At 63.2% G+C, this 14364-nt stretch carries 12 protein-coding genes; 9 read left to right on the top strand and 3 right to left on the bottom strand.

Annotation, left to right across the window (positions count from 1 at the left end; genetic code table 11):
• The first annotated feature begins 102 nt into the window (after positions 1-102).
• From AT395_RS10255 to ftsB, 9 genes are all read left to right on the top strand, one after another.
• Positions 103-1356 carry a lipoprotein-releasing ABC transporter permease subunit gene (locus tag AT395_RS10255; protein WP_042115436.1) on the top strand — a complete coding sequence of 418 codons (1254 nt, stop codon included), beginning with the start codon at positions 103-105 and terminating at the stop codon, positions 1354-1356.
• Positions 1349-2074: a lipoprotein-releasing ABC transporter ATP-binding protein LolD gene (gene lolD, locus AT395_RS10260; protein WP_042115437.1), complete on the top strand. Its 726-nt coding sequence runs from the start codon at positions 1349-1351 to the stop codon at positions 2072-2074. The genes AT395_RS10255 and lolD overlap by 8 nt, the downstream gene beginning before the upstream one ends.
• 181 nt (positions 2075-2255) lie before the next feature.
• Positions 2256-3104 carry a TatD family hydrolase gene (locus tag AT395_RS10265; RefSeq protein WP_048629205.1) on the top strand — a complete coding sequence of 283 codons (849 nt, stop codon included), beginning with the start codon at positions 2256-2258 and terminating at the stop codon, positions 3102-3104.
• Between the two features lie 44 nt (positions 3105-3148).
• Complete coding sequence (locus AT395_RS10270) at positions 3149-5992, top strand: DNA internalization-related competence protein ComEC/Rec2 (RefSeq protein ID WP_072632813.1); 2844 nt, start codon at positions 3149-3151, stop codon at positions 5990-5992.
• A gap of 297 nt (positions 5993-6289) precedes the next feature.
• The gene (locus AT395_RS10275; protein ID WP_042115439.1) at positions 6290-7120 is read left to right on the top strand and encodes an alpha/beta fold hydrolase; all 831 of its coding nucleotides are present in this window, start codon (positions 6290-6292) and stop codon (positions 7118-7120) included.
• Between the two features lie 155 nt (positions 7121-7275).
• Positions 7276-8934, top strand: a complete 1659-nt coding sequence (locus AT395_RS10280) for a CTP synthase (RefSeq protein WP_042115440.1) — start codon at positions 7276-7278, stop codon at positions 8932-8934.
• Positions 8935-8970: 36 nt separating this feature from the next.
• Positions 8971-9825, top strand: a complete 855-nt coding sequence (kdsA, locus tag AT395_RS10285; protein ID WP_048629207.1) for a 3-deoxy-8-phosphooctulonate synthase — start codon at positions 8971-8973, stop codon at positions 9823-9825.
• Between the two features lie 387 nt (positions 9826-10212).
• Positions 10213-11496 (top strand): phosphopyruvate hydratase, encoded by a 1284-nt coding sequence (eno, locus tag AT395_RS10290; RefSeq protein ID WP_042115442.1) that lies wholly within the window; start codon positions 10213-10215, stop codon positions 11494-11496.
• 73 nt (positions 11497-11569) lie between these two features.
• Positions 11570-12001: a cell division protein FtsB gene (gene ftsB / locus AT395_RS10295; RefSeq protein WP_042115443.1), complete on the top strand. Its 432-nt coding sequence runs from the start codon at positions 11570-11572 to the stop codon at positions 11999-12001.
• 83 nt (positions 12002-12084) lie between these two features.
• Here ftsB and AT395_RS25550 read toward each other — a convergent pair whose 3' ends face one another.
• The 3 genes from AT395_RS25550 to AT395_RS10310 all read right to left on the bottom strand — a co-directional run bounded on the left by AT395_RS25550 (position 12085) and on the right by AT395_RS10310 (position 14324).
• Complete coding sequence (locus AT395_RS25550; RefSeq protein ID WP_048629208.1) at positions 12085-12534, bottom strand: hypothetical protein; 450 nt, start codon at positions 12532-12534, stop codon at positions 12085-12087.
• A gap of 114 nt (positions 12535-12648) precedes the next feature.
• Entirely contained in the window at positions 12649-13584 is a 936-nt protein-coding gene (gene hslO / locus AT395_RS10305; RefSeq protein ID WP_042115445.1) for an Hsp33 family molecular chaperone HslO, read from the bottom strand.
• A gap of 215 nt (positions 13585-13799) precedes the next feature.
• Positions 13800-14324 carry a gamma carbonic anhydrase family protein gene (locus AT395_RS10310; protein WP_039373653.1) on the bottom strand — a complete coding sequence of 175 codons (525 nt, stop codon included), beginning with the start codon at positions 14322-14324 and terminating at the stop codon, positions 13800-13802.
• Positions 14325-14364 lie beyond the last annotated feature (40 nt).

Below are 14364 nucleotides of genomic sequence, written 5' to 3' on the forward strand. Positions count from 1 at the left end.
CCGTCCTTCGCGCCGGGCAGGGGCCGGGCGCGGGGCCCGGGCACCGGTGCAGACCGGTGCCGCTACGCTCCGATCGATCCTTATCAAGAATCAGGAATCCGTTTGAAATTCCCATACGAATGGCAGATCGGCTGGCGCTATACGCGCACCGGCAAGCGATCATCCGGCAACGGTTTCATTTCCTTCATTTCCTTCATCTCCATGGCCGGCATTGCGCTGGGTGTGGCGGCGCTCATTGTGGTGCTCTCGGTGATGAACGGCTTTCAGAAGGAAGTTCGGGACCGCATGCTCTCCGTGCTGGCGCACATCGAGGTCTTCGCGGTTGACGGCAATCTGCCCGACTGGCAGCGCACGGCCGCCGAAGCGCTTCAGAACAAGAATGTGATTGCCGCCGCGCCCTACGTGGGCGAGCAGGCCATGCTCACGCGCGAGGACAACGTGCGCGGGGTGGTGCTGCGCGGTATCGTCCCCAGTGAGGAAGCCAAGGTTTCCGACCTTGGCAAGCAGATCACGGACGGCACGCTGGCCAACCTGACGCCAGGCAGCTTCGGTATCGTGCTCGGGCGCGAACTGGCGCGGGCGCTGGGGGTAACCATCGGCGACAAGATCACGCTCGTGGCGCCGCAAGGAACGATCACACCCGCCGGGGTGCTGCCGCGGGTGAAGCAGTTCACCGTGGTGGCGATCTTCACGGCGGGACACTACGAATACGATAGTTCGCTCGCGCTCATCGATCTGCACGATGCCGAGACGTTATTCCGTCTCGATGGGCCGACGGGGGTGCGTCTGAAAATTCAGGATATGGAGCAGGCGCCGCTGGTGGCGCGCGATCTGGCGAAGACACTGACCGGCAACATGTGGGTACGCGACTGGACACAGCAGAACAAGAACTGGTTCATCGCGGTGCAGACCGAGAAGCGCATGATGTTCATCATTCTGACGCTCATCATTGCGGTGGCTGCCTTCAACCTGGTGTCCTCGCTCGTGATGACGGTGACCGACAAGTATGCGGACATCGCCATTCTGCGCACGCTCGGGGCCCAACCCGGCTCGATCATGAAGATATTCATCGTGCAGGGGGTGACCATCGGTTTCGCCGGGGCGTTGCTCGGGGTGGGGCTGGGGTGTCTTGTGTCGGTCAATATCGGCACCATCGTGCCGTTTATCGAGCGTCTGCTTGGCATTCACTTCCTGCCGCAAGACATTTATTTCATCTCCGAATTGCCTTCGGATCTGCAATCGTCGGACGTGATCCGCATCGGGGTGATTTCCTTCATCCTTTCGGCGCTGGCGACGATTTACCCGAGCTGGCGTGCTTCTCGCGTCAAGCCGGCGGAGGCCCTGCGCTATGAGTAACCCAAACCAATCCCTGGCGCCGGTGCCGAATCTTGCCTACGACGGTCCGGTGCTGCGTGCGCGCGACCTGCACAAGACCTTCCGGCAAGGCCAATTGAATGTGACGGTGCTTAGCGGCGCGAGCCTCGACGTGATGGCAGGCGAGAAGGTGGCGATCGTCGGTGCATCGGGATCGGGCAAGAGCACGCTGCTGCATGTGCTGGGCGGGCTCGATGATCCGTCGCGCGGCGAGGTGTCGCTGCTTGGTAAGCCGTTCTCGTCGCTCAAAGAGCGCGACAAGACAACGCAGCGCAATCAGTCGCTCGGCTTCGTCTATCAGTTTCACCATCTGCTGGCCGAATTTTCGGCGCTCGATAACGTGGCGATGCCGCTGCGGATTCGTCGCTTGCCGACCGAGCAGGCGCGCAAGACGGCGCAGGCAATGCTCGAGCGTGTCGGGCTGGGCTCGCGCATGAAGCATCGTCCGTCGGAGTTGTCGGGGGGCGAGCGTCAACGTGTCGCCATGGCGCGAGCGCTGGTTACGCAGCCCGCATGCGTGCTCGCCGACGAGCCGACCGGCAACCTCGACGGGCATACCGCCGAGACGGTGTTTGAACTGATGCTGGAGCTGTCCGAAACGCTGAAGACCAGTTTCGTGATCGTGACGCACGATATCGATCTGGCCCGTCGATGCGACCGCGCGTTGCGCCTGCGTGACGGGGTGCTGGAACCGGCGTGAGCGGACGACCGTAAGCACTTGCCCGCCAACGTTGGGCGATATTGGCGACGCGCCGGGGGAAACCCCGGCGTTTTGCTTTTCGGCCACGTCCTAGACCGTAACGCGGTGTTGTCCGATGGTCATCGACGGCGCGGCGTGCGAGCCTTGTCATCGTAGAATTGACGCTCAAGGACACCTGACCATGTGGATTGATACCCATTGCCATCTCGATGCGGCCGAGTTCGACGCCGACCGGGCGACTGTAATTGCCGACACTGCTGCTGCGGGCGTGGCGGGCCTGGTGGTGCCCGCGGTCGAATGCGCGACGTTCGATAGCACGCGTGCCGCGGCGGGAGCCATTCCCGGCGGCGCTTACGCGCTGGGGATTCATCCGCTCTACACACCACGGGCGCGAGACGAGGATCTTGTTACGTTGCGCCGTGCCGTCGAGCGCGCGATGAGCGATCCGCGTTTCGTCGGCATCGGCGAGATCGGGCTCGACTTCTTTGTCAGGACACTGGACCCCGAGCGCCAGCAGTGCTTCTATATCGAGCAGTTGAAGATTGCCCGCGACTTCGATTTGCCCGTCATTCTCCATGTACGGCGTTCGCAGGATGCTTTGCTTAAGCAACTGCGAATCTTCACGCCGCGCGGTGGCATCGCTCATGCCTTCAACGGTAGCCGCCAGCAAGCGGAAATGTTTGTCGAGCGCGGCTTCTGTCTCGGATTCGGCGGGCAGATGACGTTCGACCGTGCGCTGCAAATTCGTCGTCTTGCGGTCGATATGCCGCTCGATGCCCTTGTGCTGGAAACCGACGCCCCCGACATCGCACCGGAATGGCGCTACAAGCAGCGCAACAGTCCGGTCGAACTGCCACGTATTGCGCATGTGCTGGCCGAGTTGCGCGGTGTGTCGCTTGACACTCTGTCGCAGGCGACGTGTGCCAACGCGTGGCGGGTGCTGCCGCGGCTGTCTGGGGCCATGGCCATGACACCCGGTGACGGGCTTGCCAGCAGCACTTCCCTAATCTCCAACGAACCTGCGCGCTAACGCCGCGGCGTCGTGCGGTCTTCGAGACATGACGTGGAGACGTCATGAGACTAGTCCTGCTTGCGTGGGTCGCCGGGGTCTGGTGGCTGCAACATGCTTCGGCGCTCCCCGGCGGAGGGCTATTCGCACTGGCGATCGGCGTTGCCGGGGGCGTGTTCGCAGCGTGTGCCTGCTGGGCACTAACGCGAGCAACGCGAGCAAGGCGAGACGGAACGGGCGTGTCGGTGCAGTTCGGCGGCGTTGACTACACCGGGGGCGGCGCGCGTGCAGGCAACGGATTGCGTCAACGGTGCGTGGTGATAGTGCTTGCCCTTTGTGCCGGGGTACTGGGGTATTCGTGGGCGGCGCTTCGTGCGGACGCGCGAATGAGCGATCGGTTTTCGGTCCAGCTTGAGGGGCGAGACCTGATGGTCGTCGGTATCGTGGCCGAGTTGCCCGTCTCGACAGGCGACGGATTGCGATTTGCGCTCGACGTGGAGCGCGCGTATGTCGCTGGCGGCGCTGGCGACTGGTGTGGGGTGTCGTCGTCGGGAGCGACAGCGGCGACATATGGGGCCGGCAGTCGGGTGGATTCCAAGACCGGTTTGACGCCGTGCCCTGCGGTGCATGTACCGAAGCACATCGAATTGGTCTGGCCAGGGCGCTCGTCTTTTGGACGTCGATCGGACGCGCGCATAGACCCCGTCGAGCAAGCACAGCGATTATCGACGCAGCGCACGGGGCCGGCAAATGCCCGGCGTCCGCGGGCAGGCGAGCGATGGCGATTGCCGGTGCGATTGACGTCTCCCAGAGGCTTCGCAAACTGGCACGGATTCGACGCCGAATTGATGGCGCTGGCCCGGGGTATTCGTGCCACGGGATACGTTCGCGCCTCCTTTGGCGGAAGCCAGGCGTCGAAGGCGGGCGGGGCGCAGCGGTTGCAATCCGGGCCACTGCCGGGATACCGGTTTGCCGCTTGGCGAGAGCGATTGCGTGACGACTTCAGGGCCGCTCTTGGGCCATCGGCACGATATGGCGGCGTGTTGATGGCGCTCGCGCTGGGAGAGCGCGGCGACATTGCCGATGACGACTGGCAAGTGTTTGCCGATACCGGGGTAAGCCATTTGCTGGCGATCTCGGGATTACACGTCTCGCTGGTTGCGGGAGTGTTCGGGGCGCTCGTCGGAACACTGTGGCGACGGGCATGCGGGCGGCGTTTCAGTTTGCCGCTGTGGTGGCCGGCGCCGAAGGCTGCCGCGATTGCGGGGCTGCTTGCCGCTGTGGCGTACGGTGCGGTGGCCGGGTGGGGCGTGCCTGCACGTCGGGCGGTCGGCATGGTGGCCATTGTGGTGCTGGCGCTGCTTAATGGTCGATTCGCCGCGCCGTCTTACGTGCTCATGTGGGCGCTGGCCGTCATTGTTACGCTTGATCCGTGGGCCGTCGTCGCACCGGGCCTTTGGCTCTCATTCGGTGCCGTGGCTGCGCTGGTCATGGCGGCGAGACGTCGCGAGCGAGGGCAGGCTGCACAGCGGCGCGTGCCATTCGTGGTCCTGTGGCAGGCGGCGCGCGCGCAATACGCGGTCACGATCGGGCTGGTGCCGTTGACGCTTGCGTGGTTCGGCGCGGTGCCGCTGCTGGGACCGCTGGCGAACGCTGTCGCTATTCCTGTCATGACGTTGATCGTGACACCGCTGGCGCTGGCTAGCCTGCTCCTGCCCGCGACGTTGGCGCATTGGGCCTTGGCACTCGCCCATGGTGTCGTCGTCTGGCTGGCGGAATGGCTCGGCGTGCTGGCGGCATTGCCCTGGTCTGTGTGGCGAGCCGCGGTTGCGCCTCCTTGGGCCCAGGCGGCTGCCGTCGGAGGGGTAATCATGTGTCTCATGCCGCTCCCCCTTGCGGTGCGCCAGACATGGGCTTGGCGGGTCGGCATTCGCTTCGCGGGGTTCGCGCTGATGGGGCCGGCATGGCTGGCGTCCTCTCCCCGGCCCGCAGCGGAAGGGTTTCGCGTCACCATGCTCGACATCGGACAAGGCAACGCCGTGCTTGTCGAAACGGCAACGCGTACGGTGCTCTTCGACGCCGGACCGCCTTTGGGGCAGCGCAGCGACGCGGGACGCCGCGTGATCGTGCCCTATTTGCGAGCGCACGGCATCAGCCGGCTCGACCGTCTGGTCGTTAGCCACGCTCACGACGATCATTTTGGGGGTGCGCTGAGCGTGATGAAGGCATATCCCGATGCGCAGGTGTTTTCTTCGCTACCGGTAACGCACCGGGTGCGTCGCGCTGCGGGGGCACATCGAACTTGCCTTGCGGGTCAGCAATGGACGTGGGACGGCGTGACGTTCCGCTTCCTGCATCCCGACACAGCGACGCTGCGGGAGGGGTGGGCCGGTCGCATTGGGCCGAACGGCGTGAGCTGCGTGTTGCGCGTATCGAACGGGAAGTACAGCGCGTTGCTCGCGGCAGATGCCGAGGCGCCCCAGGAGCGCGCCATGCTTGCCCGATTCGGGGAGCGCTTGCGTGCGGACATTCTGCTCGTGCCCCATCACGGGAGTTTCACTTCTTCGACAGCGGCATTTGTAGCCGCAGTGTCGCCCGCCCACGCAGTGTTTCAAACGGGCTATCGCAATCGATTCGGGCATCCGAGGTCCACTGTCGTTGCCCGTTATCGGGCAGCAGGCGCGCGGATCTGGCAAACCGTGGCGCACGGCGGCATCCGGTTTTCGATCACTCGGGATGGGGTCGAGCCACAAGCGTATCGTGAACATTACCGGCGCTATTGGCACGAGGACTTGCCAGATGTATCGAGCCTGTCGAACGTCCCGAACGTCCTGAACGTCCCGAATGCCTCGACAACCTCAACCGAGTCGGAACTCGACAGCGCTTCGCGGGGTATCGGCGGCGTGTGAACGTGCCGGCGGATCGTCGCCGCCGTTGCGATTCGACGGAAACCTCTACCGGCGCGTGACAGGCGGTTCGATAGAATGGTCCGGCAAACGCTGCGCGGCGGGATCTTGTAACGCTTGCTTCAGGGGACTGGGCCGGGTGAAACGGGCTGGGGAAACGGACCGGTGAAACGGACCGGTGAAGCGGACCGGTGAAGCGGACTGGGGAAGCGAGCAGGGGATATGGCGGCAACGAGCTTGCCGTGCCGGGCGAGACCGGAAAAACACCGGCCGGGGCCGTGTGGCAACACAAAGAATTCCATGACAAGAGACATCATCCATTTTTCGCACGGCAATGGTTTTCCTGCTGGCGTCTATCGCAAGATGCTCGGCGCATTGGCCGACGAGTACGACGTGCGCGCCATCGACCGTATTGGTCACGATCCGCGCTATCCGGTTACGCCGGGCTGGCGCTATTTGCGCAACGAATTGGTCGACACGCTGGAGCGCCAGTACCAAGGGGAACCGGTCTGGCTCGTCGGGCATTCTCTCGGCGGTTTCCTGAGCCTCATGGCGGCGCTCAAGGCGCCCCAGTGCGTGCGCGGTGTGGTGATGATCGATTCTCCTATCGTCACGCCGGGCTGGCGCACGCAGATGCTGCGGCTGGGCCTGCTCACGGGGCTCTACGAGCGTCTCTCGCCCGCCGGCGTGACCAAACGGCGGCGTGATCGCTGGCCCGACTGGGAGGCGGCGTGGCAGCACTTCGCCAGCAAGCCTGCTTTCGCCAGTTGGGATCCGGACGTGCTGCGTGACTATATCGATTGCGGCACGTTGCCGACGGGGGACGGCGAGGCCCGGCGTCTGGCGTTTGCTCGCGAAATCGAATACCGGATCTACCTGACGCTGCCACCGCTGCTCGCCGTTCGGGCATTGCGCGGTGTGCCGGTGCCCGTCGGCTTTCTGGCCGGCACAGAATCGCGCGAATTGCGGCAAGCGGGTATCGGTGCCACACGTCGAATTGTTGGCACCCACTTGCGTTATGTCCACGGCACCCATCTTTTCCCGATGGAGCGCCCGCTGGAGACGGCCGGCGCTGTACGGGACATGCTCGCCGAGCTGCGCGGCGAGCACCGCCGCCCGCTCGCGGCATGACGCTCGCGCGGGCTGCCCGCGCGCCGGGATAGCCAAGCCGGGCAGATTCGCGTCGGGGCGCGCGATGCCTGTCAAGGCCAAAATTTGCCGCGCCGCACGTCGAGGGCGGGGCGGCTTTCGGGTATAATCCGGCTTTCCCGCGAGCAATTACTGCGATGACCAAATTCGTTTTTGTCACGGGCGGCGTGGTTTCCTCTCTTGGTAAGGGAATTGCTGCCGCATCTCTGGCCGCGATTCTCGAATCGCGTGGCCTCAAAGTCACCCTCCTCAAGCTTGATCCCTACATCAACGTCGACCCGGGCACGATGAGCCCGTTTCAGCACGGCGAGGTGTTTGTTACTGAGGATGGTGCGGAAACCGACCTCGATCTGGGCCATTATGAGCGCTTCATCAGCGCCAAGATGCGTCGTGCGAACAACTTCACGACGGGCCAGATTTATGAATCGGTGATCCGCAAGGAGCGCCGTGGCGAGTATCTCGGCAAGACCGTTCAGGTCATTCCGCACATCACCAATGAAATTCAGGCCTTTGTCGAGCGCGGTGCGCGTTCGACGTGGGATGGCCATCCGGATGTGGCCATCGTCGAAATCGGCGGTACGGTCGGCGATATCGAGTCGCTGCCGTTCCTCGAAGCCGCACGTCAGATGAATCTGCGCCTGGGCCGCAACAGCGTGGCCTTCGTGCACCTGACGCTCGTGCCGTACATCGCGACGGCAGGCGAACTCAAGACCAAGCCGACGCAACACAGCGTGCAGAAACTGCGCGAAATCGGTATTTCGCCGAACGTGCTACTGTGCCGTGCCGACCGTCGGATTCCGGAAGACGAGTGCGCCAAGATCTCGCTGTTCGCGAACGTTCCGCAGGACGCCGTGATCTCGGTCTGGGACGTCGACACGATCTACAAGATCCCGCAGATGCTCCATGACCAGGGCATGGACAAGATCATCTGCGACGAACTGAAGATCGAAGCCAAGCCGGCGGACCTGTCCATGTGGACGCGTCTGGTCCATGCTGTCGAAAATCCGAAGCACGATGTCACCATCGGCATGGTCGGCAAGTACGTCGATCTGACCGAATCGTACAAGTCGCTCATCGAAGCACTGCGTCACGCCGCGATCCACACGGAAACGCGCGTGAACATCGAGTACATCGACTCCGAACAGATCGAGAAGGACGGCACCGATGCGCTCAAGCATCTGGACGCCATTCTCGTGCCGGGCGGTTTCGGTCGCCGTGGCACCGAAGGCAAGATCAAGGCCATCCGTTACGCTCGCGAGAACCGTGTGCCGTATCTCGGCATCTGCCTCGGCATGCAACTCGCCGTGATCGAATTCGCCCGCGACGTGGCCAAGCTGGCCGAAGCCAACAGCACGGAGTTCGATCCGTCGACGCCGCATCCGGTGGTCGCCCTCATTACCGAGTGGCAGGATCGCGATGGCAAGATCGAGCAGCGTACCGAAGATTCGGATCTGGGCGGCACGATGCGCCTGGGTTCGCAGCGCGTGCCGATCAAGACCGAAACGCTCGCCTCGCGTATCTATGGCGACACGGTCAACGAGCGTCACCGTCACCGTTACGAAGTCAACAACCACTACGTCCCGCAGCTTGAAGCTGCCGGCATGGTGATCTCGGCACGTACGCCGACCGAAAACCTGCCGGAGATGATGGAACTGCCGCAGCAGGTGCATCCGTGGTTCGTGGGCGTTCAGTTCCACCCGGAATTCACCTCGACGCCGCGTGACGGTCATCCGCTCTTCAAGGCTTATGTCGAAGCGGCGCTGGCAGGTCAGCAAGCGCGCAAGAAAGCTGCCTGATACTGAGCCGCCGCGAGCGAGAGACAAGGAGTTCCCATGAAACTGTGCGGTTTCGAGGTTGGCCTGAATAAGCCGTTTTTCCTGATCGCAGGCACCTGCGTCGTCGAGTCGGAGCAAATGACTATCGATGTCGCAGGGCAGCTCAAGGAAATCACGAGCGCGCTTGGCATTCCGTTCATCTACAAATCGTCGTTCGACAAGGCGAATCGCAGCTCGGGCAGGTCGTATCGCGGCCCCGGGCGCGAAGCTGGCCTGAAGATCCTCGAGGAAGTGCGTCGTCAACTCGGTGTGCCGGTGCTCACCGACGTGCACACCGAAGAGGACGTGGCTGTCGCTGCGCCCGTCGTCGATGTGCTACAAACGCCCGCGTTCCTGTGCCGTCAGACCGATTTCATCCGTGCCTGCGCCCAATCGGGCAAGCCGGTGAATATCAAGAAGGGACAGTTTCTCGCACCGCACGACATGATCAACGTCATCGACAAGGCCCGCGACGCCGCGCGCGAAGCCGGTCTGCCCGATGATGTCTTCATGGCTTGCGAGCGCGGTGTCTCGTTCGGTTACAACAATCTGGTCTCGGACATGCGCTCGCTGGCGATCATGCGCGAGACCGGTGCGCCGGTCGTGTTCGACGCCACGCACTCGGTCCAACTGCCCGGCGGTCAGGGCACCAGCTCGGGCGGTCAGCGCGAGTTCGTGCCGGTGCTCTCGCGTGCAGCCGTGGCCGTAGGCGTGTCGGGCCTGTTCATGGAGACCCACCCTGACCCGGCCAATGCGCTGTCTGACGGCCCCAACGCCGTGCCGCTCGGGCGCATGCGAGAACTGCTCACCACGCTCAAGACCATTGATGCGGCGGTGAAGCAGGGTGATTTTCTGGAAAATAACTTCAACTGAAATGAGACACGCCGTCCTTGGGCCAATATCAGTACGCCCACAGGACGGGTATAGCGCTTCGACGCCTTGGCAGTACGGCGTCGAATCGTTAAGCTTGTCGCGCAGCGGTCGTCAGTGGCCGCGGCAAGGGCGAGCCCTCGAGGAGATGCCCGTGTGCCGTACGCCGAGCGCACCGTCCATCGATGTTACCCACAGGCCGCCGTGCCTCATTTCGAGGCGCCGTTGTTTCCCCGTCCATGTATTGACCTGCCGGTGCACGCGCGAGCGCGGCATCGGTGCTCACGTCAGGATTCGGCGCGTGCGCCCGACGTGCGCGCGGCATGTCACGGGCTGCGGCGCGATGCAGGATCCCTTTAGCGTTTTTGTCATTCAGTTACCGAGGAATACATGAGTGCAATCGTAGATATCATCGGGCGCGAAGTGCTGGACTCGCGCGGCAATCCGACGGTCGAGTGCGACGTGCTGCTGGAGTCGGGCGTGATGGGCCGTGCGGCAGTGCCGTCGGGCGCGTCGACCGGCTCGCGCGAAGCGATCGAACTGCGCGACGGCGATAAGGATCGCTATCTTGGCAAGGGTGTGCAAAAGGCAGTCGAGCACATCAATACCGAGATTTCGGAAGCGATCATGGGCCTGGATGCAGCAGAACAAGCCTTCCTGGACAAGACCCTGATCGAACTCGACGGCACGGACAACAAGTCGCGCCTCGGTGCGAACGCCATGCTGGCCGTGTCGATGGCCGTGGCCAAGGCCGCAGCCGAAGAAGCCGGTCTGCCGCTGTACCGCTATTTCGGTGGTTCGGGCGCCATGCAAATGCCGGTGCCGATGATGAACATCGTCAACGGCGGTGCGCATGCCAACAACAGTCTCGACATTCAGGAATTCATGGTGATGCCCGTCGGCCAGACGAGCTTCCGTGAAGCCCTGCGTTGCGGCGCTGAAATCTTCCACGCGCTCAAGAAAATCATCGCCGAGAAGGGCATGAGCACGGCCGTGGGCGACGAAGGCGGTTTCGCCCCGAACTTCGCGTCGAACGAAGAGTGCCTGACGACCATTCAGCAAGCGGTCGAGAACGCGGGTTACCGTCTGGGCGACGACGTGCTGCTGGCGCTCGACTGCGCGTCGACCGAGTTCTTCAAGAACGGCAAGTACGAACTGGCCGGCGAAGGCCTGTCGCTGAGCTCGGAAGAGTTCGCCGACTACCTCGCCAACCTGTGCGACAAGTTCCCGATCGTCTCGATCGAAGACGGCATGTCGGAAGACGACTGGGCCGGCTGGAAGATCCTGACCGAGAAGCTGGGCAAGAAGGTGCAACTGGTCGGTGACGATCTGTTCGTGACCAACACGAAGATCCTGAAGCAGGGCATCGAGCAAGGCGTCGCCAACTCGATCCTCATCAAGATCAACCAGATCGGCACGCTTACCGAAACCTTCGCCGCCATCGAAATGGCCAAGCGCGCCGGTTATACGGCCGTGGTGTCGCATCGTTCGGGCGAAACCGAAGACTCGACGATTGCCGATATTGCCGTGGGCACGAACGCCGGTCAGATCAAGACCGGTTCGCTCTCGCGCAGCGACCGTATCGCCAAGTACAACCAGTTGCTTCGTATCGAGGAAGATCTCGGCGATATCGCTTCGTATCCGGGCAAGGAAACGTTTTACAATCTGCGCTAATTCCGTTTCCCCGGGAAGTTGAGTCGCGACGTCGGTCGTGACACACTTCCCGGAATTCTTGCCAGGCGAAAGCATGCGAATGGTGACCTTGGTACTGGTGCTGCTTCTGTTAGCGATCCAGTATCCGCTCTGGTTCGGCCACGGTGGTTGGTTGTACGTGCACGAACTGCGCGACGAGTTGAGCGCCGAACAGCAGAAGAACGAGCAGTTGAAGGAACGTAACGATCGCCTTGCCGGCGAAGTGCAGGATTTGCAGGAAGGCACGGCGGCGATCGAGGAGCGCGCTCGTTTCGAACTGGGCATGGTCAAGGACGGCGAAGTGTTCGTGCAGTTCGTCGCCCCTGACGGCACGGGTGGTCCGCAGGCGGCATCCGGCGCCGACGCTCCGCTCGTATCGTCGACCGAGCCCGCGCACAAGTCAGTCGCGGCTGCGCCGCCGGCGGCGCAGCCGTCGTCGCAGACGAAGGGCAAGGCGCAATCGGCGCACAAGACGCAGCATCACTGATCGCCGCCGGCATGACGCGCGGACGGTAAAACGAAAAGGCGTTCCCGAGGGAACGCCTTTTTTATTGCCTCTCGCCGTCCCGGTCAGAAGCCGATGCCAATGCCGACCGACGAGCGTGGGCCATACCCACCTGGCCCATACCATCCCGGACCATACCATCCGGGCCCGTACCACCCCGGACTTCCCCAGCCACCGTAGAAGTAGGCATTGCTGTTATAGCTGCGCAAGGCATCGTCGAGGGCGCGCTGTGCGCGTTCGCGCTCGATGGCCGTCTCCTGCTCGTCGTAGATGCGCTTGTTCAGCCGCGTCAGGTCTTGCTTCTGCGCGTCGGTCAGAGCGGGGGTGTCTTGTGTCTGCGGAAGACGGGCCGCCGGAGCGTCTGGCGGCGGAATCTGGAGTTGCGCGCAACCGGCGACCAGCGACAGCAGTAGCGCGCCGGTTGCCCCGATGATCGGTCGAATTGGGTGAACTGAGCGAATCTTGCGCGCGCGGGGCGAGGCGGCGGCGTAGGTATTGGAAGTGAGTCGCGACATGAACAAATCCCCGTGGATTGACAGCGTGGCGGTAAGGCCGGGGGCTCACCGCCACGTCTGACGTGAGATTCGCGGTCGTGCCGGTCGTTCCATACCCCGTGAATCTCCGTGTCTTTAATGCTGTGCAGACGGCGCCGCGTGCGACTGCTCGGCGAAAAGCTGTGCAGCATCCACCTTGTCGAAGTGATAGGTCTGGCGACAGAACTCGCACGCCACCTCAACGTTAGGGCGTTCGTCGAATACGCTCATGACTTCGGCTTCGCCGAGTGTGCGCAACATATTGGCGACCCGCTCCCGCGAGCATGTGCAGCGGAAGGCCACGACCTGCGGCTCGAACACGCGCACCGTCTCTTCCCAGAACAGGCGATGCAGCAGCGTTTCACGGTCGGTACTCAGCATTTCGTCGCGCTTGAGCGTGTTGCCCAGTTGGCAGACGCGATTCCACGTGTCTTCGTCAAGCTCGGGCGCGCGCTCCGCACCGGCACCTGCCGTGCCGCCGTGACCCGGCAGCTTCTGCAACAGGATGCCGACCGCATGGTTCTCGTCCGACGCCAGCCACAGGCGTGTGTCGAGCTGCTCCGAATGGTGCATGTAGTGCTCGAGCACCGACGCCATATCGGGCAACGGGCCGTGCTCGTCGGACAGCGGCACGATGCCCTGATAGGGCTGCTGTCCCGGTTGCTTGACGCGCGGGTCGAGGGTAATGGCGAAGTGCGCGCGGCCATTGACGTTAACGAGCGACTTGAGCGTTGCATTCTCGGGAATCTCGCCGCTGTACTTCGCCGTCGCGCGCATCGTCAGGTCGGCGTTGCATTCGACCACGATCATGGTGACGGGGCCGTCGCCGTGCAATTGCAGGATCAGGGCGCCGTCGAACTTGACGTTGGCCGTAAGCAGCGCCGCAGCGGCCATCATTTCGCCGAGCAGATGGCGTACCGGCAGCGGGTAGTCGTGACGCTCGAGCACCGCGCGCCAGGTGGCGTCGAGGCTGACGTATTCGCCGCGCACCGGGGCGGCGTCGAACATGAATTTCTGAAGTTGATCGGACACGGTTGAATTCCTGAAAAATGCGGCAACGGCGGTCAGTGTGGCGGGCTTCGGTGCAGGAAATGAAAACCGCACGAACGAGGCCGATTTCGCACAAAAGCCGATGATTGGCGCGTCAATATTGCGTTATCTGGGGGCGCGCACCGCATTTTCAACACGCCGGCAGCGGGGGCTTGCGCGCCGCAGAATGCCAACGCGCGCCGCCGCCGGTGATTCGCTTAGCCGATGCGCACCAGTTGTTCCTTGAAGACCTGACGGCGCGTCGCGTAGACGTCCGCGTTACGTTTGAGGTTGGCGACTTCCTCGTCTGTCAATTCGCGCACGACCTTGGCCGGCACACCCAGGATCAGGGAGCGGTCGGGGAACGTCTTGCGTTCGGTGACCAGCGCACCTGCACCCACCAGACTGTCGCGGCCGATGACCGCGCCATTGAGCAGTACCGCCTGAATGCCGATCAGCGAGTTTTCTCCGACCGTGCAGCCGTGCAGCATGGCCTGATGGCCGACGCTCACCCCATTTGCCAGCGTGAGCGGATAGCCCGGGTCGGCATGCAGGACGGCGCCTTCCTGGACATTGGTGCCCACCCCGACCTTGATCGGCTCGTTATCGCCGCGAATCGCCACCCCCGGCCAAACGCTGCTGTTCTCGGCGAGGATCACCTCTCCAATGATGGTGGCAGTGTCGGCCACGAAAGCACTCTCGTGGATCTGCGGGGTCTTGTCTCCAAGTTTATAGATCGGCATGGCGGCTTCGGTTCGCGGTTAAAATCGACGAAATAGCTAT

The sequence above is a fragment of the Pandoraea apista genome (assembly GCF_001465595.2).
Classification (GTDB): Bacteria; Pseudomonadota; Gammaproteobacteria; order Burkholderiales; family Burkholderiaceae; genus Pandoraea; species Pandoraea apista.

Coding starts and splice junctions, on each gene's coding strand:
- AT395_RS10275 (WP_042115439.1), top strand. CDS start 6,290: ATGACAAGAGACATCATCCATTTTTCGCACGGCAATGGTTTTCCTGCT.
- AT395_RS10270 (WP_072632813.1), top strand. CDS start 3,149: ATGAGACTAGTCCTGCTTGCGTGGGTCGCCGGGGTCTGGTGGCTGCAA.
- lolD (WP_042115437.1), top strand. CDS start 1,349: ATGAGTAACCCAAACCAATCCCTGGCGCCGGTGCCGAATCTTGCCTAC.
- AT395_RS10310 (WP_039373653.1), bottom strand. CDS start 14,324: ATGCCGATCTATAAACTTGGAGACAAGACCCCGCAGATCCACGAGAGT.
- AT395_RS25550 (WP_048629208.1), bottom strand. CDS start 12,534: ATGTCGCGACTCACTTCCAATACCTACGCCGCCGCCTCGCCCCGCGCG.
- ftsB (WP_042115443.1), top strand. CDS start 11,570: ATGCGAATGGTGACCTTGGTACTGGTGCTGCTTCTGTTAGCGATCCAG.
- AT395_RS10265 (WP_048629205.1), top strand. CDS start 2,256: ATGTGGATTGATACCCATTGCCATCTCGATGCGGCCGAGTTCGACGCC.
- kdsA (WP_048629207.1), top strand. CDS start 8,971: ATGAAACTGTGCGGTTTCGAGGTTGGCCTGAATAAGCCGTTTTTCCTG.
- eno (WP_042115442.1), top strand. CDS start 10,213: ATGAGTGCAATCGTAGATATCATCGGGCGCGAAGTGCTGGACTCGCGC.
- AT395_RS10280 (WP_042115440.1), top strand. CDS start 7,276: ATGACCAAATTCGTTTTTGTCACGGGCGGCGTGGTTTCCTCTCTTGGT.